We start from the raw sequence: 17,736 nt of genomic DNA, 5'->3' as shown, positions 1-17,736 counted from the left end.
GGGTCAAGGAAAGCACGCCTAGTTCCTAAACCCGTGCACAGGTGCCGGAATGAAGCCGCCGCGCTGGATCATCTCCGCGCTGCTCTTCGTATTGACCGGGATGACCGGCGCGTAGCCGAGCAGGCCGCCGAAGTTTACCTCGTCACCTGGCTTGGTGTCGGGGACGGGGATGAGGCGCGCTGCGGTGGTCTTATGGTTCATGACGCCGATTGCAGCCTCATCAGCGATCATCCCCGCGATGGTCTCCGCGGAGGTGTCGCCAGGAATGGCGATCATGTCAAACCCGACAGAGCAGATCGACGTCATCGCTTCGAGCTTGTCCATACTGATGGATCCAGCGCGGACCGCATCAATCATGCCCTTATCTTCCGAAACCGGAATAAAGGATCCAGAAAGCCCTCCGACACGGGAGCATGCCATCATGCCGCCCTTTTTGACGGCGTCGTTAAGAAGCGCGAGCGCAGCCGTCGTACCGTGCGTGCCGACCTGCTCTAGCCCCATGTGCTCGAGGATATGCGCAACGGAGTCACCAACCTCAGCAGTCGGCGCCAAGGAGAGATCGACGATGCCAAATGGCACTCCGAGACGTTCTGAAGCAAGGTTGCCAACCAGCTGGCCTGCGCGGGTGATCTTGAACGCAGCCTTCTTGATCTCTTCAGCTACCTCGTTCAAGCTGGCTTTTCCGAGCCGCTGGATCGCATTGTCGACGACACCAGGGCCTGATACACCAACTGAAACAACCGCGTCAGGCTCCTCAATGCCATGGAACGCTCCGGCCATAAATGGGTTATCACCCACAGCATTTGCGAACACAACAAGCTTTGCGCACGCAATCGAAGAACGGTCTTTGGTCAGCTCCGCTGCCTCTTTCACGACGCGCCCCATCTTCGCGACAGCATCCATGTTGATACCAGCACGGGAAGTAGCGATGTTCACCGAGCCACACACGTTCTCCGTGACGGTCAATGCCTCCGGAATGGACTCGATGAGACGCATATCAGAGGTGGTTGCCCCCTTTTCAACGAGCGCCGAGTAACCACCTACGAAGTTGACTCCCAGCTCACCCGCCGCTTTGTCAAGCGCTTTTGCAATGTCGACCGGATTGCCGTCCACCCCAGCTGCGACCAAAGCAATGGGAGAAACGGAGACTCGCTTGTTCACAATGGGAATACCGAGCTCGCGTTCAATGTCCTGGCAAACTTCTACCAGACGGGCTGCCTTCGTCGTCACTCTGTCGTAGACCGCCTGGCACGTTGCATCCATAGTGGGACGTGTACAACCGATGAGTGAGATTCCCATTGTTACAGTACGAATGTCCAGCCGGTAGTCCTCAATCATCTTGATGACGTCAAGAATGTGTTGGGACTTGAAATCAAAATCAACAGCCACAGCAACCCCTCCCTAGATTTCGTTCATGGCGGTGAAAAGGTCCTCGGACTGGATCCGAACAATGACCCCCAAAGATTCACCAGCTGCTGAAAGGTGAGTTTGCAGTAATTCCATGTTTACATCGCCTTCGGGAAGTTCCACACGCATGATCATGGTGAAGAAGTCATCCATGAGAGTTTGGGAAACATCTACGATATTGAGGTTTACCTCAGCCGCGGCGATCGCAACTCCTGCGATGATGCCTACACGGTCTTTACCTGTGGTTGTGATGATTGCATGCATAAGTAGGAATTCTAGCTACCAGAAACAAGTTGTTTCTACTCAACCCACGCAGTATTGCGTAAATGATTGTAAAATTCTGTTTGCCCACGAAACATCGTGAAGAGGCAGCCCCTTTACGATCTTGTCGTAGTCTTCCGGAGAGAAGTACCCATAGTTAGCGAAGAAGTCCATACGAGTCTGCATTGCTTTGGCATCCATCTCCGCATGAAATTGCGTCGCCCAAACATGATCACCGTACCGAATCATCTGAACCGGACAACTATTCCCAACTGCCAATATCTCAAGTGAGGGCGGGAGGGTGGACTCGTCAGGATTCTCGGTATGTCCGGTCAGCGCTGTGAAGTTCCCTGGGAACCCCTGAAGCAGTACGTCACGTTTACCGGCGTCTGAAAGCGAAACCTGTGTCGGGCCAGAGTCCTCTGGATGCGTGTGAACGATGTTTCCTCCGAGGTAGTGCACCAGCCAGCTCGTTCCGAAACAAACGAAGAACACGGGTTTTCCAGATTCCACAACCTCAGTGAGCACAGCATCTACATGCTGCGCCCACGCTGAGGTATGTGCATCTGAAACGTTTAAAGAACAACCTCCAACGATCACGCCTTCAACTGAATCCAGTGACTTCAGCTGGGCGTGCTCGTCAGAGATATGACAGAGCTCTATAGCTGTCTGATCCATCTTCGTCGCTTTGAGTACGTCGTTGTACTCGGCGTGAGCAACGTCAGCACCGATCTCACCATTTCGCAGCGACACCATAAGCAACTTAGACATGACGAACAGTCTATATCGCCCGGTAGCTAGCTAGAAACCGAAGATCGAACAGACTGCTCGACAACGTCTAGCATTGCTTCCAGCTGCTCTGGTGGCTCACCTGCGGCCAATTTGATTATGAACCCTTCCAGAACTGTCTCTAGATAGGTCTGCATTACTTCAATTGGCACATCTTGCCGCATCGCCGTATTCGATTCCAGCCGTTTCCGCACAGCCTCATCAAGTACTTCCTGGTGCTTCCTCCACCGAGCTTCAAATGCAGGATCTGTGCGGAGCTTTCGAACAATCTCAGAACGCGTCACGAACCAGTCATTTTCTTCCGGATGTTGCAAGAGGTCGTGCATAACTTCTACGAGCCCCTGTCGGCTAACTACCTCAGCTTGGCGTTCAGCGTCCTCGCTGGCGATGGCGAGAAACAACGTTTCCTTGTCTACGAAGTGATGAAAAATAGCACCACGCGTTTTGCCAGTGGCCTTTTCCAAACGAGCTACGGTAGCTCCTTCAAACCCATACTTGGCGAAGCATGCTCTCGACGCATCCAAGATTTCTTTGCGACGCCGCGCGAGCTCTGCATCACTAATGATCGGCATAGTCAGGCGCCCAACCTTTCGAGCTACTTAATAATTGCATTGGAGAAAAAGAAAGACTTAAGGGGTCACCACATACCGCGGAGACCCCTCAAGCGTGTTACGTAACTACGGTGTTAGTTCTTGACCATCTGGCGAAGAACATACTGCAAAATACCACCGTGACGGTAGTATTCAGCCTCACCTGGTGTATCTACGCGGACTACAGCGTCGAATTCTACGGTCTCGCCGGAATCCTTCGTTGCGGATACACGGACGGTCTCAGGGATCGTTCCGTTCTCATTGAACGCTGTGATGCCGCTAATGGAGATCGTCTCTGTGCCGTCGAGCCCGAGCGATGCGTGAGACTTTCCTTCTGGGAACTGCAGTGGAAGCACGCCCATGCCGATGAGGTTCGAACGGTGAATACGCTCGAAGGACTCAGCGATGACAGCGCGGACGCCGAGCAGCTTCGTGCCCTTTGCAGCCCAGTCGCGGGAAGAACCAGTGCCGTATTCCTTGCCTGCCAGGACGACAAGCGGAATACCAGCGGCCTGGTAGTTCTGTGCAGCATCGTAGATGAATGCCTGCGGTGCACCTTCCTGGGTGAAGTCGCGAGTGTAGCCACCAGCGTCTTCAACAAGCTCGTTGCGGAGACGGATGTTGGCAAAGGTACCGCGAACCATGACCTCGTGGTTACCACGACGTGAGCCGAAGGAGTTGTAGTCCTGACGCTTGACGCCGTTTGCATCGAGGTAGTTTGCTGCCGGCGTACCTGGCTTGATGGACGAAGCAGGGGAGATGTGGTCCGTCGTCACAGAGTCACCCAACTTGGCAAGTACGCGAGCACCATCGATGTCCGAAACGTCGTTTGGCTCAGCTGGCATTCCGTCAAAGTACGGGGCCTTGCGGATGTACGTGGAATCGTCGTTCCACTCGAATGTCTTGCCGGTTGGGATATCCAGATCCTGCCACTGCTTGTCACCCTTGAAGACGTCGGCGTAGTCAGCCTCGTACATTTCACGGGAGATTGTGCCAGCAATGGTGGATTCAATTTCCTCAGTTGATGGCCATACATCCTTCAGGAAGACGTCGTTGCCATCCTGGTCCAGACCAAGTGGCTGGGTCTCGAAATCGAAGTCCATCGTGCCAGCGATGGAGTAGGCGATGACGAGCAGAGGCGAAGCCAAGTAGTTCATCTTGACGTCAGGAGAAATGCGGCCCTCGAAGTTACGGTTGCCAGACAGGACTGCGGTCGCGGTCAGGTCGTATTCGTTGATAGCGTCGGAGACCTCTGTTGGCAGAGGACCAGAGTTACCGATGCAGGATGCACAGCCGAAGCCGGTGAGGTAGAAGCCAACAGCCTCGAGGTCCTTCCAGAGATCGGCGCGTTCGTAGTAGCCGTCGACAACCTGGGAACCCGGTGCCATGATTGTCTTAACCCATGGCTTCGCCTTCAGACCCTTTTCCGCAGCCTTGCGTGCGAGCAGAGCAGCGCCAACCATGACCGATGGGTTGGAAGTGTTGGTGCAGGAAGTAATAGCTGCAATCGCAACCATGCCGTGATCCAGGGTGTACTCGCCACCCTGCGGCGACTCAACGATAACGGGCTTCGAAGCACGACCCTCTGCGCCGACCGCTGCAGATTCTCCATTTGCAGGCCAGGACTGATTGAAGTCAACTGTCTCAACCTTCGCCGCACGAACTGGCTCGAAGGTCTCGTTGCCAGCATCGTTGTAGTCCGGCAGCTGCTTACGGAAGGTGTCCTTGGATTCGGACAGGAGGATGCGGTCCTGCGGACGCTTCGGGCCAGCGATTGACGGAACGACCGTTGAGAGATCAAGCTCCAAGTATTCGGAGTACTTCGCCTCTGGAGCGTCCTGCTCAAGCCACATGCCCTGAGCCTTCGCGTATGCCTCCACACGGTCGATGTCCTCCTGGGAACGACCGGTAAGGTGCAGGTAGTTGATGGTCTCTTCATCGATTGGGAAGATCGCACAGGTGGAGCCGAACTCAGGCGACATGTTGCCGATCGTCGCACGGTTTGCAAGTGGGATCTGCTTTACACCATTGCCGTAGAACTCGACGAACTTCTGAACCACGCCGTGCTCGCGCAGCATCTCGGTAATCGTCAACACAACATCGGTAGCGGTGACGCCGGCAGGAATCTCACCGGTGAGCTTGAATCCGACAACGCGTGGGATCAACATCGAAACTGGCTGGCCAAGCATTGCAGCCTCAGCCTCAATACCGCCAACGCCCCAGCCCAGGATGCCAAGGCCATTTTCCATGGTGGTGTGGGAGTCGGTACCAATACAGGTGTCTGGGTATGCAACTCCATCGTTATCGAATACAACGCGGGAGAGGTACTCAATGTTGACCTGGTGAACGATACCGGTCCCCGGTGGCACAACGCGGAAGTTCGAGAAGTTCTCAGCACCCCATCGCAGGAACTGGTAGCGCTCCTCGTTGCGTTGGTACTCGATTGCGACGTTCTTGTCGAGAGCGTTGGTGGAACCGAACGCCTCGATGATCACAGAGTGGTCGATGACCATCTCGGCTGGGTTCAGCGGGTTGACCTGATCAGGATCACCGCCGAGTGTGGAAACTGCCTCACGCATCGTGGCCAGGTCCACGACACAAGGAACACCAGTAAAGTCCTGCATAAGGACGCGGGCAGGGGTGAACTGAATTTCTACAGATGGCTCGGCATCTGGATCCCAGTTCGCGATAGCCTCGATGTGTTTCTTGGTCACGTTCTTGCCGTCCTCAGTGCGGAGGAGGTTTTCACCAAGAACCTTGAGGGAGTATGGAAGTTTCTCCATGCCTTCAACCGCATCAAGTGCGAAGTAGTCATAAGACTTCTCGCCGACCTGAAGCGACTTCTTGGCGTTAAAGGAGTTCTTGCTTTCGGTCACAGTAAGCTCCGTTTCTCGTCGTAAACCAGATAAATTGGAACAAGGTCCAAACGGTCAACCTCAAAGATATGCGATTAACCGCCTATGCGTAGCAATGATAACAGTACGGATGTAATGTTTGTTGTCCAACAGGGAAGATTTGAGAAAAAATGGAGCTAAACCCCCCATTTGGGGCACAACCCAACAATCTCCGCAGTTAAGGCGAACCGTACGGGGGAGTACAAGGCGGTTATCGCCATACAGGATAGAATGAGGGGCCCATCGACCGCAGAGGAATGTAGCCGCGACATGCAATACCAAAATCCAGATCCACGATTCGATAGCCTTGTAGATCAGCTCAATATTGACGGTATCGCATTCGAGACTGTCAATGAAGGCACCGGCAGCCTGGAACAGTCACTATCTTCCACCTTGTCGAGCGCGCATGATCATTCTGGCCTTAATGTGGGGCTCGTTTTTCTCGACTCGACGCCTCCCCGCATTCCTGAGTTAAGAGATCTGGCGCAAGACCTCAATCTTGCCACCGGAATCGAAACTATCTATATCCGAACGCCCAATGTCGCCATTGCTACATCAGAAAAGTTTCCACGTTCCTCAATCGAGGCTGGCCAGCTCGCCTCTGTACGGGCCTCAAGCTACGAAGATGGGGTGGCGCAGTTTCTGCAAGAGGCAACCTCTAGGCAGCTTGATTGGATTTCGGTATTGATTGCGGTTGCAGTAGTCCTCATCGTCACGTGTGGAGCCACCGCTATCCAGAATTGGCGTCAGGCGTAGAGACTTGACATTTCGATTAGCAACTTTTAAGTGACGATAATCACACTGCTACTTTTGTGCCTACATAATCCAAGGTTAGAGCTCTCGTCGTCAAGTGAAAATCCTTAACTTCTGTTACTGAAGATAAAGTTTGTGTAACAAATCAGTTAAGTGTCGTATGGTTTGTTTGTTGCCTCATGAGCTGAGGTGTGTTGCAAACGTGCCAGAGCTTTCCTCTAGTCAAGGAAGTTGCACTGACTTTTGACACGTGTGGTCCAGTCAAACCACGTCTATGTTTGCGTCGTACACAACCGTGAGGCTGTTTTCAGTAGTCGATTTAACAGAGCCGTACTCGTCTCAGCACGCGGAGTCTTCACAGGTCGGGTTTGCCTGACAGCGAGCTAGTCACTCGCTTGCTTGCCCGGCGTGAGACTTTGCATGAGTTGATGTTGGGTGCGGCGTGAGGAGCACCTTCGTGGTTACCCCGTCGAAGAGCACGCGAACGCGTGCTCGCCAGGTTTGGTCCAGCACCCTTGCTTGTTCAACCAGTTTCGCGTTGGCTTTTTCATTGAGCTCTCCTGTGGGCCCTGCTGTTGCTGCTCCCGCAGCGCAGTCAACTGCGTCTGCTCTAGTAGCCAAGCTTTCAGCATCGCAAGCTGAGATCGCCGAACTAGACCTGAAAATTGGTCAACTACGGGAAGCGGCAAATCGTGCTTTTGTAGACCTCCATGATGCTCAGTCTCGTTCTGAGCAGGCACGCCGCGGTGCTGAGGAGGCGAAGCGTCGTCTGGAGGAATCGCAGGCGGCAGTTGAGAAAGCTCGTGCTGAGCTATCCGCAGTGACTCGGTCGCAGTATCGCAACTCCGCTGGTGGAAGCCCGATTCAGGCACTCGGTGGAGAGCAATCGCAAAAGGATGTACTTGACCGTTCACTCTTTCTCCGTCAACGAAGCGAGGAAAAACAGCAAAAGCTTGCCGAAGTTGAGCAAGCTCGCCTCGAGGCTGCGAACGATGAATCTCTGCAGCGCCAGGCCAGTGAAGTTGCGCAGCAGGCTGCGGATGAAGCTGTGGCCGCTGAAACCGCTACGCGTGATGAGCTTGCCTCTCTGTCTTCACAGCTAGACGATGTCATTGAGCAGCGTGAGGCTGCATCTGCGGAGTTGAACAGCATCGAGAGCGACGTCGCGCAGGAACGTGGCATCTCAAATAGCCCTGCGCCGCAGTCAGCTGAGGTTCACGAGACTCCAGCTGAAACGTATGAGGTTTCGCCTGAGCTTCTTGACGCCGTCGAAGAACGAGTGAACGAAATTGCTCCCGGAGCTGACGTTCCAAATGAGCAAGCACTAGTACAAGCCGTGAATACGGCGCAGCGTACAGGTGGATATGTGGAGGTCTCCAACCAGGCAGATACGCCGCGGCTGGAGTACTCCGAGGGGAGCGATGTCACTGACTTGCTGACCCAAGCAGCAACCATCGTCGCTTCTGAAGCCCTCGTTGGTTCCTCTCAGCCTGATCACAGCGAAACAGCGAACCCCTATGGAGGCTCGAGCACAAGTGAAGTCATTGCTGCTTTCGCACAGGGACTCAATAGTGTTCTGGCTGCTGATTCCTCCGCTGGTCAGCCTGAGTCTGCTACTTCCGATCTGTCACAGGTCGTTCCTGCAGTTGGCACCTTCGAGTCGATTACGAATGAAGTTCGGTCTGCCTTAGCACCGTCGGCAAATTCTTCGTCTGTAGAGACAGTAATCGCACGTGCCGAAGCGATGATCGGTACGCCGTATGTTTGGGGCGGTGGTGACGCGAATGGTCCAACTGTGGGTGTGAATGGCGGGAGCATGTCTGGATTCGATTGCTCTGGGCTTGTGCTCTACGCCTTTGCTGGCGTAGGAATTTCGCTGCCGCACTACACGGGCTACCAGTACCAGCGAGGAACTCCAGTTGCGCCGAGTGAAGCACAGCGTGGCGATCTCTTGTTCTGGGGCCCTGGCGGCAGTCAGCACGTGGCAATTTACCTCGGCGACGGCATGATGATCGAGGCTCCCCAAGCTGGCCAGAATGTTCAGATTGCTCCAGTTCGTTGGTCTGGTATGTCAGCGAATGCAGTCCGTCTGCTTTAGTTCATTAGAATCATTCCCCATGGCATTCAAAAATTTCGATGCGTTGCTCGTGCTCTCTTTCGGTGGACCAGAAGGGGAGGACGAAGTAATTCCATTCCTCGAAAATGTCACACGCGGCAGGGGCATCCCGAAAGAGCGGTTGAAAGTAGTTGGTGAGCACTATTTCCACTTCGGTGGAGTGAGCCCAATTAATGGCCAAAATCTAGAAATCATCGAGCAGCTTCGTGCCGAGCTGAGTAGGCGGGGGCATAATCTTCCGGTCTATTTCGGAAATCGGAATTGGCATCCTTTCGCAGAAGATACCGCACGCGAAATCTCAGAAGCTGGGCATCGGGACATCCTCGTTTTCGCTACGAGCGCTTGGGGCGGTTACTCCGCTTGCCGTCAGTATGATGAGGATATTGCTCGGTTGCACCAGGCACACCCTGAGCTGCATTTCACAAAACTGTGGCAGTTCTACGGGCACCCAACGTTTGTCCGGCTCATGGGCGATTCGTTGAAGCAAGCAATGGAGTCACTTGATGACAAGGCTTTGCGAACGACCCGGATCCTCTTCTCGGCGCACTCAATTCCCACAGCTGCAGATGCCGCCGCTGGCGGCCACGAGGACGCACATCTTTACTCGCGACAGGTCCTTGAGGCTTCGCGCCTCGTCGCAGAGCATGCAGGAGTAGAGACTTACGAAAACGTTTGGCAATCGCGTTCCGGCAACCCGCAGACTCCGTGGCTAGAGCCCGATATTATCGACCGCGTCAAGGAGCTCCATCAACAGGGAGTCACTCACATCGTTTGCGTGCCGATCGGGTTCTTGACTGACCATATGGAGGTTGTGTGGGATCTCGATACCGAATTGAAGGCTGAGTGCGACAAGCTCGGCGTTGAATTCACCAGGGTCCCGACTATCGGTCTCGAGCCGCGGTTCGCATCGATGATCGTTGACATTGCAGAATGCATTAGCCGCGGCACGACGCCTCCTACGCTGTCCACGATTTCGGTGCAGGGCTGCACCGAAAATGGTGTTCCTTGCCACACTGATTGCTGCGCTCCGATTCGTCCGCGCGTTACCGAGTAGCCCGAAAATCGCGAACGGCTTCCGCAACGCCTGCTGTTCGCGCTCTTCGGATGCTCCTTCCCAATACGAGCAAGTGCTGATCAAAAGAGTGATCTCCCAGCCGATCTGTCACCGTCTCGACGATCGCCGAGACTCTATCCGCGCGCGCAAAAATCTGAGCTGCCCTTGGCGTGGTGGCAATTGGCAATCCTGGGGTGTCATAGAAATCGGTGATATGGCCGACCGTCAGTCGGGGTGAGGACAGCGTTTCGTTGGGCTGGGCGACGGCCTCAATCATCATCGCAGCTTGATCTGTTGCGCTTCTCAGCATTTGGTCGGCCTCACCAGGAGATAGCCAGTCTGGTTCTGGTGGGCGTCGATAATCCTCGAACCACCGCCAGTGCACGCCGTCTGTTTCGAAGCTCGGAATGAGAATGTGATAGAGCCCTTCTGCCCCGATGATGATCAAGGCTCCTGCATCCGTCATTGCTTCCGCCGCTGCTGTGTGCGCCCACAGCGCAGGAGTGTCGCCCGCTCCACCTAGGACTAGCCGCACGACCGGCTCGCGGGACTCAAGATTAGCTACCCTGCGAATTTCGGTGAGCAATTCTACGCCCCCACCGGTGCCATAATGGTGGCCTCCACCGAGCTCGTCAAGTGCTGCGAGCGTTTCGTCTGTCGACGTCACGTGATACAACCACGCTGCGATCCACACCGCAGTGTTTTGCAGTGGCGAGTAAACATGCGCGCGAAGATTCATTCGTCTGATGGTAACCGATAGACTAGTGCCACTATGACACCGGATAATCGTTACAGCGGAGATATTTTCCAAGGGCATTCGCGCAACAAGAAGCCCAAGTATCCCAGCATCCCCGCAGAGCCGGGCATCATCGTTGAGATTGTGGGCGACGAATTCGTGGGAGCCGTAGTTGGTTTTGAGCGTACGTACGACGGTGATTTCGTTCGTCTTGAGGACAGGCACGGGCAACAACGCCTTTTTAAGATGCTTCCCGGAGCCTTCGAAGTAGAGGGACAGCGAGTCTCCTTACACCGCTATGTCGCTCCGCAGCAGGAATCGAGCACCCGCTCAAACTCCGGTTCACGAAAAGTAGTTAACGCGAAAGCGAAAGTTGCGCAGCCTAGCCGTATTTGGGTGGAAGGTATTCACGACGCCGCTATCGTACAGAAGGTATGGGGGCACGACCTCAAAGTCGAAGGTGTCGTCGTTGAGTATCTTGAGGGGCTTGACAACTTGAGCGACAGGCTGGAGGAGTTCCACCCGGGACCGGGGCGACGCATCGGTGTGCTTGCTGACCACCTCATCGACGGCACAAAAGAGTCCCGCCTCGTCGAGGGGGTAGGCCCACACGTACTTGTCACAGGCCACCCATACATCGACATTTGGGAAGCCGTCAAGCCGGAACGAGTTGGGTTGAAGAACTGGCCAAAGGTGCCTTACGGAGAGGATTGGAAGACAGGGGTATGCCAACGCGCCGGGTGGGGCAGCCCGAAGGATGGCTGGCGGCGTGTCTACGATGCTGTCGAGACATACCGAGATCTTGATTCCACCCTTATCGGCGCAGTTGAGCGACTCGTGGATTTTGTCACCAATCCGCAGCTTAAGAAATCCGACTGCTGACCGAATCGTTTTTGTATAGTGAAGCCGTGGGTAGTCTTATTTGGCTAGGCATTGCCGTAGCATTCGCAGTTGCTGAACTCGCCGTAGGGGAGTTCACGTTCCTCATGATTGCAGCAGGGGCGCTTACTACGTCTGCTATTGCGCTTGCCGGGGTGCCTTTGGGGGTTGAAATCGGGGCGTTTGTAGTTGCTTCGGCCGGTTTCTGGTTCCTCCTCCGGCCTTACTTGCACAGGCGCTTGCGCCGCCCATCTGCGGTGGGGGAGCTTGGCCAATCACTCATTGGCGCGAGTGCACAAGTGGTTGAGGAGATCACGCCGAGCAGCGGTCAGATTCAACTGGACGGATCGCTTTGGTCCGCGAGAGCAATTGATCCAAGCCACACCATTAAGTCTGGTTCCACAGTCATCGTTTCAGATATTGACGGCCCAATCGCCGTCGTATGGAAGGAGTCGCCATAATGGCCTTGGTAATACTGGGGCTGCTGCTCATCTTGGTAATCGCGGTGCTGCTCGCATCTGTGAAGCTAATCCCGCAAGGTGAGTCAGCAGTTATTGAACGTCTGGGGTCCTATACACGGACCGTTTCCGGTGGGCTAACACTACTGGTGCCGTTTATTGATCGTGTTAGAGCGCGCGTTGATACGCGCGAGAGGGTCGTTTCGTTTCCTCCGCAAGCAGTAATTACGCAGGACAACCTCACCGTCGCAATTGATATTGTGGTGACGTTTCAGATTAACGATCCGGCAAAGGCTATTTACGGCGTCGATAATTATTTGGTGGGTGTTGAGCAAATATCCGTCGCGACGTTGCGTGATGTCGTCGGCGGGATGACACTTGAGGAAACGCTGACCTCGAGAGAAACTATTAACAGGCGCCTGAGGGGTGAGCTTGACGCTGCTACCGCCAAGTGGGGACTGCGTATTAGCCGCGTTGAGCTGAAAGCGATTGATCCGCCACCATCGATTCAGCAATCGATGGAAATGCAGATGAAAGCCGACCGCGAAAAGCGCGCCATGATTCTTACCGCTGAAGGTAAGCGTGAGTCGGACATCAAAACTGCCGAAGGTGAGAAGCAGGCGCGAATCCTCTCTGCTGAAGGCGAGAAGCACGCCGCTATTCTCGCGGCTGAAGCTGAGCGCCAGGCGATGATTCTACGCGCGGAAGGCGAGCGTGCGGCGAAATATCTTGAGTCGCAAGGTGAAGCGCGAGCCATTCAAAAAGTCAACGCGGCGATCAAGTCCTCAGAGGTGACGCCGGAGATGCTTGCGTACCAGTACCTGGAGAAGCTGCCTAAGATCGCGGCCAATGAAGCATCAACGATGTGGATGATTCCGAACAGCTTTGGCGATTCTTTGGAGCAGTTCGCCAAGGCGTTTGCTGGCAAGGACAGCGACGGAGTGTTCCGCTACGAACCCCAGCGTGCAGATTCACAAACGCGCGCTATGGCCGGCGAAGACGACAGCACGGACCAGTGGTTTGATACCTCCACTGATCCTGAACTTGCTCGGGCACTTGCAGAGGCGCGTGCCGTCGCTAACAAGCACGTCGACGACCCGGATCCGACAAGCGCATTCGACGAAGTCTCTACCCCGACCGAAACGCCGCAAGTTGCCCAAAAGGGCGAGCACCGGGCAATTGAATCTAATGACTCGCGCGACGCATAAGGTGTAGCGCGAGTTTCCAGCCAGCCTGCTCGGCCTGCCACCCGGCGGCCTGCAGGCGCTGGCTCATTGCCTGTTTAGAAATACCTAGTTGCGCTGCGGCTTCATTTTGGTTGAGCCCAGAGCGCACGAGCGATGTGGCTTCGCGGCCTTCAAACGTTCGCTTATGCAGAATGTGCGCCAGCAGGGCAAACGTCGCTGAGATGTCTTCTGCCTCGGTGTCAGGCGCATGAGCATCCGTGATAACTTTCACTTGCGCTGCACGTGTGCCGACAGCCTCAGTGGCGGCAAACTCTGCACGTCGCCTGCGCGTAATTCCCAGGCCGACAGCCCAATTACCATCTGACAACAGCGCCATAATGAGGTTAAGTGCCGTCTCCGGCCCATCCACTGTTGTGCGGATATCCTCAACGCCAATGACTTCGAACGGCGAAACACCCGGAAGCGTCGAGAGCGCGTGAGCCGAGGACTCGACGAACGCAGCGCGACCTTTTTCGCGACCACGGTAACGTGCATGCACAGCAATCATGCGTACATACTAGCGTGCTTCAAGAAAGTACACGCTCGAGCCTTTACTCTTCTATTCGACGCGGCTTCGCCGGGTGGCGCGCGTCGATAATCAGTCCTGTCACGCCAAGAACCGACAGTGCAAACACTGCGCCGAGAAGTACTGGGTTTGCATCTCCGCTCAACGTGTCTCCGAACAATGCAACGAGAATCGTGTTAGGCGCCGAGCCGATGAGCGTTGCCCCCATGAACGGCAAAAGCCGGACTCGACTTAGCGCTGAAGCGTAGTTCATGACCGAGAAAGGGATACCGGGGATGAGTCGCAGGCTCATTACCGCCAGCCAACCGCGCTGTTCCAACCGTTCATTAATCATGTGAAGCTTGGGGTGAGAAATTTTGCTCTCAACCCAGTCACGTAAAAGAAACCGCACAACAGTTAGCGAAAGACCTGCTGAGGCCGTCGTTGCGGTAATAGCGAGCAGAATCCCAAACCAACCACCGAACAGAACACCGGAGGAAATGGTGAGCAACGTACGGGGGATCGGGAACTGCGTGATGAGTACGTAGAGCAACCAGAAAACGACTGGGAACCAGGCTCCCGTACTATCAGCCCACTCGCGAAACGTCGACAGCGAAGGTATTTCAAAGAAGCGCCACACCCACAGTGCAATTGCGAGAAGTACCAAAATGACCATCACGCGTAGTGGTGACTGTTGGCGCATCCGTTTGCCCTTCGTCTTTAAGTGCGGCCTAAACAAAAAACCGGCTTCCTGGAGGAAGCCGGTCATTGTGCCCGGAGGGGGACTTGAACCCCCACGTCCGTTAATAGGACACTAGCACCTCAAGCTAGCGCGTCTGCCATTCCGCCACCCGGGCTGGGTGTTTTGCTTTCAACCTCTCGGCTGGGCACTTGCACTACTATAGAGTGACGTTGATTCAAGATGCAAATCGCCAGTACAAATGCCCAAACGTAGGCCACTAGGCTAGTCGGAGCTCAAGGCGATCCAGGGGAGTTCGGAGCCAACAGCATCTGTAATATTGGAAAGTCCATGGGCTTTAAGTTGCTCCTGCAAGCCCTTGTGAATTCGGTAGATCCACCCCGGACCACCGTAAATAAACGGCGTATACCCCTGGAGAAGGCTTGCGCCGGATGTAATACGCTCCCATGCCTGCTCTGGTGTCGAAATGCCACCGGAACTGACAAGTACGAGTTGGTCGCCGACTCGCGCATGGAGACGTCGCAAAACCTCCAGTGCGCGGCTGTTGAGCGGCGCGCCGGAAATACCACCCGCCCCCATGGCTTCCACTTCGGCAGCATTGGTTCGAAGGCCTTCGCAGGAGATGGTCGTATTGGTCGCCACGATGCCGGCAAGGTTCAATTCGACGGCCAGGTCTGCAACTGCGTCGATATCCTCGTCGCTGAGATCAGGAGCAATTTTTACCAGCACAGGCGTCGTAGTTGCCGTAGTAACCACGTCAAGGATTGGCCTCAACGATTCAACTGACTGAAGGTTGCGAAGCCCAGGGGTGTTTGGGGAAGAAACATTGACCACAAGGTAGTCCGCCAGAGGGCCGAGCACAGTCGCGGTAGCTCGGTAGTCTCCAACTGCGTCCTCGGAGAGCTTATTTTTCCCGATGTTGATTCCAACGATCTCAGGAGTCTTCCGGGCTCGGAGACGCTCTGCAATGCTCAGCGCGCCATCGTTGTTGAAGCCCATTCGGTTGAGGATCGCTTTGTCCTTCGGCAAGCGATAGAGCCGTGGACGTTCGTTTCCGGGCTGCGCCTTCGGGGTCACAGTTCCTAATTCCGCATAACCGAAGCCGATCGCCGACCACGTGTCCGGAGCTTCCGCGTTCTTATCGAATCCTGCCGCGAGACCCACCGGGGCGGGGAAACGCACGCCGAACAACGTCTGCTCGAGAAGCGGGCCGTCGACACGTACGACACGAGTCATAGCTCGGGTGAGGGGAGTTAGGCGTTGTAGGGTTTTCAGCCCGCCCATGATGATGTCGTGGATGCGCTCAGGCGGAATTGTAAACATTCCCCGAAGTGCGAGCCCATATACCGTGTCGTATAAATTGCGTTGATTCATTTCTATTTGGCCTCAATGCTTTCAGTGGAAACTATTTGCAGGCCACTACCTGACGCAGATCCGATAATGAGTGTTCCGTCAGAGAGCGCTGCAATACTTTGTGCATCTGGAACTGTACTGACCTGAGCACGTTCAACGGGGACGCCGTGGGAAATGTCATAGGCAGTCGCGAGGTTCCTTTCGGTTGAAGTCACCCACGCGAGCTTATTAGCGCTATCCCACGCGACGTCCCACGCTCCGGAGGGCACCGGCACACTCTGCTGGAGACGAATGACTTCATTGGTGGTGTACACGAGTAGCTGGCTACCCGTCGCATCCGCAGCGAGCACCAGACCGTGCTCTCCAGCAGCAACCTTGCCGACGCCAAGCCCAGCGCGCAACGTTGCCCCCTGACGTCCAGTGCCCCAATCAAGGTCCTGAATGGTGGTGTCAAATGTGTTGACGCGCACCACGGAATCGGCACCACCATCTACCGGAACAGCCTGCAGCTGGTCAGTTTCGCGCGCGACAGAAAACTCCTTTTTGAGCTCACCGTTGCTATACAACCACACTGACTTCGCACTGTCGCTTCCGGCTAAAACACTGCCGTCCGAGGCGACAGTTGCCACAGTCACCGGGTGGTCGGTAGCAACTTTTTGAAGCCCCTCTTTGTTAATGATGGCAATGAAGTCCCCGCACCCTACCGCAAACTGACCAGCGTTTGCCGAGACCTCACCGCAAGCATCCTCCAACTTGAACTCTTCAACTCGGTTTTCTTCGAATTGTGCGCTGGTCCCAACGTAAAGCGCATCCGGGGTGCGCACACCAATCAAGTCGTTCGTTTGATCCACATCGACGATGGTGTCAAATTGAAGCAACTGGCCGTCAGGATGTGCCGAAGGGGGTGACGCAACTGGTTCAGCGCTACCCATACTTATGGCGTCATTTGGGTCAACGACATCGGGGGTACACGCCGCAACAGCCAAAGCTACGGCCATAATGGGCAGCATTAAGGCGACTTTTCGTTTTGTTCTCACGGAGGTCAACCTTATCAATGCTGTACGCATGTGGGGATTTTTCTCCGCACGGGTAAGGTTTTCCAACATGATTGCCGCCTCTCAGTTAGCAGAGTCAATGACATGGGCTCAAGTGATTGTCCTCTCGGTCGTCCAAGGCTTAACCGAGTTCCTTCCAGTCTCATCGTCAGGCCACCTCCGCATTGTGTCCGAGCTTTTGTGGGGCGAGGACGCTGGCGCGAGTTTTACCGCTGTCATTCAGCTCGGCACCGAACTCGCTGTGCTGGTCTTCTTTGCGAAGGACATTTGGAGGTTCCTCTCTGGATGGTGTGTCGGACTGTTTGATAAGACGAAGCGCGGGTTCGATTACCGGATGGGATGGATGGTCATCGCTGGCACTATTCCAGTCGGGGTGCTTGGCTTTGCTCTGAAAGACTTGATCCGTGAGAACTTCCGCAACCTTTGGATTACTGCAACGGTTCTCATTTTGTTTTCGTTCGTGTTCATCTTGGCGGAAAAGCGCGGGACGAAAAAGCGTAGCTTCGAGCAGCTGACAGTAAAAGATGCCATCGTGATGGGCCTGTGGCAGTGTCTAGCTCTCATTCCGGGTGTTTCGCGTTCGGGCGGCACTATTTCGGGCGGTCTCTTTTTGAACCTTGAGCGGGAAGTAGCAACTCGTTTTTCGTTCCTCTTAGCTATCCCGGCAGTGCTCGCATCAGGCATCTTCTCACTACCGGATGCGTTTGATCCGCAAGCAGGGCAAGCAGCAACAGGTCTGCAGTTGCTCGTCGGAAGCGCTATCGCATTTGTTTTGGGATATATTTCCATTGCTTGGCTGCTGAAGTTTGTTTCGCACCACTCATTCTCCTGGTTTGCTGCGTACCGCATACCTCTTGGCATCATCGTGATGGCGCTGCTGGCTACCGGAGTTATACAACCGGTGTAGGCAACGCTTGCCTTTGAACGCCGGTAACCGCGCATGATGAGCGTGCCGCGGTA

General features: G+C 55.0%; 17 protein-coding genes and 1 tRNA gene. 7 read left to right on the top strand and 11 right to left on the bottom strand.

Annotation, left to right across the window (positions count from 1 at the left end; all coding sequences use genetic code 11):
• Window positions 1–18 precede the first annotated feature (18 nt).
• The 5 genes from R0V12_RS00860 to acnA form a co-directional block, all read right to left on the bottom strand.
• On the bottom strand, window positions 19–1,338 hold the full coding sequence (locus tag R0V12_RS00860; protein ID WP_070477199.1) for a PFL family protein: 1,320 nt from the start codon (window positions 1,336–1,338) through the stop codon (window positions 19–21).
• Between the two features lie 63 nt (window positions 1,339–1,401).
• Window positions 1,402–1,671, bottom strand: coding sequence for an ACT domain-containing protein (locus R0V12_RS00855; protein WP_070477096.1), 270 nt, complete (start codon window positions 1,669–1,671; stop codon window positions 1,402–1,404).
• Between the two features lie 39 nt (window positions 1,672–1,710).
• Window positions 1,711–2,439, bottom strand: coding sequence for a glutamine amidotransferase-related protein (locus tag R0V12_RS00850; RefSeq protein WP_070362445.1), 729 nt, complete (start codon window positions 2,437–2,439; stop codon window positions 1,711–1,713).
• A gap of 26 nt (window positions 2,440–2,465) precedes the next feature.
• On the bottom strand, window positions 2,466–3,029 hold the full coding sequence (locus R0V12_RS00845; RefSeq protein ID WP_070362446.1) for a TetR/AcrR family transcriptional regulator: 564 nt from the start codon (window positions 3,027–3,029) through the stop codon (window positions 2,466–2,468).
• Between the two features lie 113 nt (window positions 3,030–3,142).
• Window positions 3,143–5,923, bottom strand: a complete 2,781-nt coding sequence (gene acnA / locus R0V12_RS00840; RefSeq protein ID WP_070477099.1) for an aconitate hydratase AcnA — start codon at window positions 5,921–5,923, stop codon at window positions 3,143–3,145.
• A 288-nt stretch (window positions 5,924–6,211) separates the two neighbouring features.
• Between acnA and R0V12_RS00835 the strand changes: the two genes are divergently transcribed.
• From R0V12_RS00835 to R0V12_RS00825, 3 genes are all read left to right on the top strand, one after another.
• Complete coding sequence (locus R0V12_RS00835) at window positions 6,212–6,697, top strand: Rv1476 family membrane protein (RefSeq protein ID WP_141742142.1); 486 nt, start codon at window positions 6,212–6,214, stop codon at window positions 6,695–6,697.
• A 547-nt stretch (window positions 6,698–7,244) separates the two neighbouring features.
• Window positions 7,245–8,792, top strand: a complete 1,548-nt coding sequence (locus R0V12_RS00830) for an NlpC/P60 family protein (protein ID WP_070477201.1) — start codon at window positions 7,245–7,247, stop codon at window positions 8,790–8,792.
• A 19-nt stretch (window positions 8,793–8,811) separates the two neighbouring features.
• Window positions 8,812–9,864 (top strand): ferrochelatase, encoded by a 1,053-nt coding sequence (locus R0V12_RS00825; protein WP_083290777.1) that lies wholly within the window; start codon window positions 8,812–8,814, stop codon window positions 9,862–9,864.
• Here R0V12_RS00825 and R0V12_RS00820 read toward each other — a convergent pair.
• Window positions 9,854–10,603: a hypothetical protein gene (locus R0V12_RS00820; RefSeq protein WP_070362450.1), complete on the bottom strand. Its 750-nt coding sequence runs from the start codon at window positions 10,601–10,603 to the stop codon at window positions 9,854–9,856. The genes R0V12_RS00825 and R0V12_RS00820 overlap by 11 nt on opposite strands.
• Before the next feature lie 33 nt (window positions 10,604–10,636).
• On the opposite strand from R0V12_RS00820, the gene R0V12_RS00815 reads away from it, so the two are divergent.
• Genes R0V12_RS00815 through R0V12_RS00805 form a run of 3 tightly spaced genes read left to right on the top strand, consistent with a single transcriptional unit; the run spans window position 10,637 to window position 13,145 of the window.
• On the top strand, window positions 10,637–11,482 hold the full coding sequence (locus R0V12_RS00815; protein ID WP_252930874.1) for a DUF3097 domain-containing protein: 846 nt from the start codon (window positions 10,637–10,639) through the stop codon (window positions 11,480–11,482).
• Window positions 11,483–11,508: 26 nt separating this feature from the next.
• A complete protein-coding gene (locus R0V12_RS00810; RefSeq protein ID WP_070977209.1) occupies window positions 11,509–11,940 on the top strand; it encodes an NfeD family protein in 432 nt (143 codons plus the stop codon).
• On the top strand, window positions 11,940–13,145 hold the full coding sequence (locus R0V12_RS00805) for an SPFH domain-containing protein (RefSeq protein ID WP_176754853.1): 1,206 nt from the start codon (window positions 11,940–11,942) through the stop codon (window positions 13,143–13,145). The genes R0V12_RS00810 and R0V12_RS00805 overlap by 1 nt, the downstream gene beginning before the upstream one ends.
• Here the strand turns inward: R0V12_RS00805 and R0V12_RS00800 are convergent.
• The 5 genes from R0V12_RS00800 to R0V12_RS00780 form a co-directional block, all read right to left on the bottom strand.
• Window positions 13,123–13,671 (bottom strand): MarR family transcriptional regulator, encoded by a 549-nt coding sequence (locus tag R0V12_RS00800; RefSeq protein WP_070362453.1) that lies wholly within the window; start codon window positions 13,669–13,671, stop codon window positions 13,123–13,125. The two genes, R0V12_RS00805 and R0V12_RS00800, sit on opposite strands and share 23 nt — an antisense overlap.
• Before the next feature lie 43 nt (window positions 13,672–13,714).
• The gene (locus R0V12_RS00795) at window positions 13,715–14,371 is read right to left on the bottom strand and encodes a TVP38/TMEM64 family protein (protein ID WP_070363517.1); all 657 of its coding nucleotides are present in this window, start codon (window positions 14,369–14,371) and stop codon (window positions 13,715–13,717) included.
• 68 nt (window positions 14,372–14,439) lie between these two features.
• Window positions 14,440–14,525: transfer RNA gene (locus R0V12_RS00790), tRNA-Leu, on the bottom strand.
• A 107-nt stretch (window positions 14,526–14,632) separates the two neighbouring features.
• Window positions 14,633–15,742 (bottom strand): quinone-dependent dihydroorotate dehydrogenase, encoded by a 1,110-nt coding sequence (locus R0V12_RS00785; RefSeq protein WP_320072679.1) that lies wholly within the window; start codon window positions 15,740–15,742, stop codon window positions 14,633–14,635.
• Between the two features lie 2 nt (window positions 15,743–15,744).
• Window positions 15,745–16,827, bottom strand: a complete 1,083-nt coding sequence (locus R0V12_RS00780; RefSeq protein ID WP_320072678.1) for a YncE family protein — start codon at window positions 16,825–16,827, stop codon at window positions 15,745–15,747.
• Here R0V12_RS00780 and R0V12_RS00775 point away from each other — a divergent pair.
• Window positions 16,826–17,683 (top strand): undecaprenyl-diphosphate phosphatase, encoded by an 858-nt coding sequence (locus R0V12_RS00775; protein ID WP_070477205.1) that lies wholly within the window; start codon window positions 16,826–16,828, stop codon window positions 17,681–17,683. The genes R0V12_RS00780 and R0V12_RS00775 overlap by 2 nt on opposite strands.
• Window positions 17,684–17,736: the final 53 nt, after the last annotated feature.

It is taken from the genome of Corynebacterium sp. UMB2355A, from assembly GCF_033877495.1.
Taxonomy (GTDB): Bacteria; Actinomycetota; Actinomycetes; order Mycobacteriales; family Mycobacteriaceae; genus Corynebacterium; species Corynebacterium pseudogenitalium.
The sequence above is the reverse complement of the archived record's forward strand: the minus strand, read 5'-3'. Positions and strand labels throughout refer to the sequence as shown.